Here is a 595-nt window from a genome sequence, read left to right as displayed (position 1 = left end):
TTTGTCTTCCTAAGACCGCTTGGCCTCCGACTTGAGGCCGCGTCGCGCGGCACGCGGCTCCGCCTCGTCGGCGCGGGGACCTGGCTCGACGCCGGCCGCCCCGTCGCCGCCGGCGCCGCGCTCGCGCTGGCCGCGCTCCGCGGCATCGTCGACTACGTGCCGGGGGACCTCACGCGGACCGCGCGCGCCGGGACGCCGGCGAACGAGATCGCGCGCGCCGCGGCGGCGGAGCGGCAGTTCCTCGCGCTCGACCCGTTCGGCGACGCGGCGGGCACGCTGGGCGCGACGGTGGCCACCGCGTCGGCGGGGCCGCTGGCGCACGCGTTCGGGACGCCGCGCGACAACGTGCTCGGGCTCGCGTTCGCGATCGGCCCGCGCGTGGTCGTGCGCGCCGGCGGCCGCCGGCTGAAGAACGTCGCCGGCTTCGACCTGGTGCGGCTGCTGACCGGGGCGTGGGGGACGCTCGGCGCGATCACCGAGGTGAGCGTGCGGCTGCGCGCGCTCCCCGACGACGACGCGACCGTCGCCGCCGCGCTGCCGCCGGCGCGCGCGCTCGACGCGTGGGGGGCGCGCCTGCTCGGCGCGCCGCTCGCCG

Annotated in this window: 1 protein-coding gene; it reads left to right on the top strand. The window is 80.0% G+C overall.

Annotation, left to right across the window (positions count from 1 at the left end):
• Positions 1-595, top strand: a 595-nt coding sequence (locus PYV61_RS26400; protein WP_275836869.1) for an FAD-binding protein, incomplete at both ends; no start/stop codon positions are given.

This window comes from Roseisolibacter sp. H3M3-2, assembly GCF_029211165.1.
GTDB lineage: Bacteria > Gemmatimonadota > Gemmatimonadetes > Gemmatimonadales > Gemmatimonadaceae > Roseisolibacter.
This window is presented reverse-complemented; position numbering and strand designations above follow the sequence as displayed.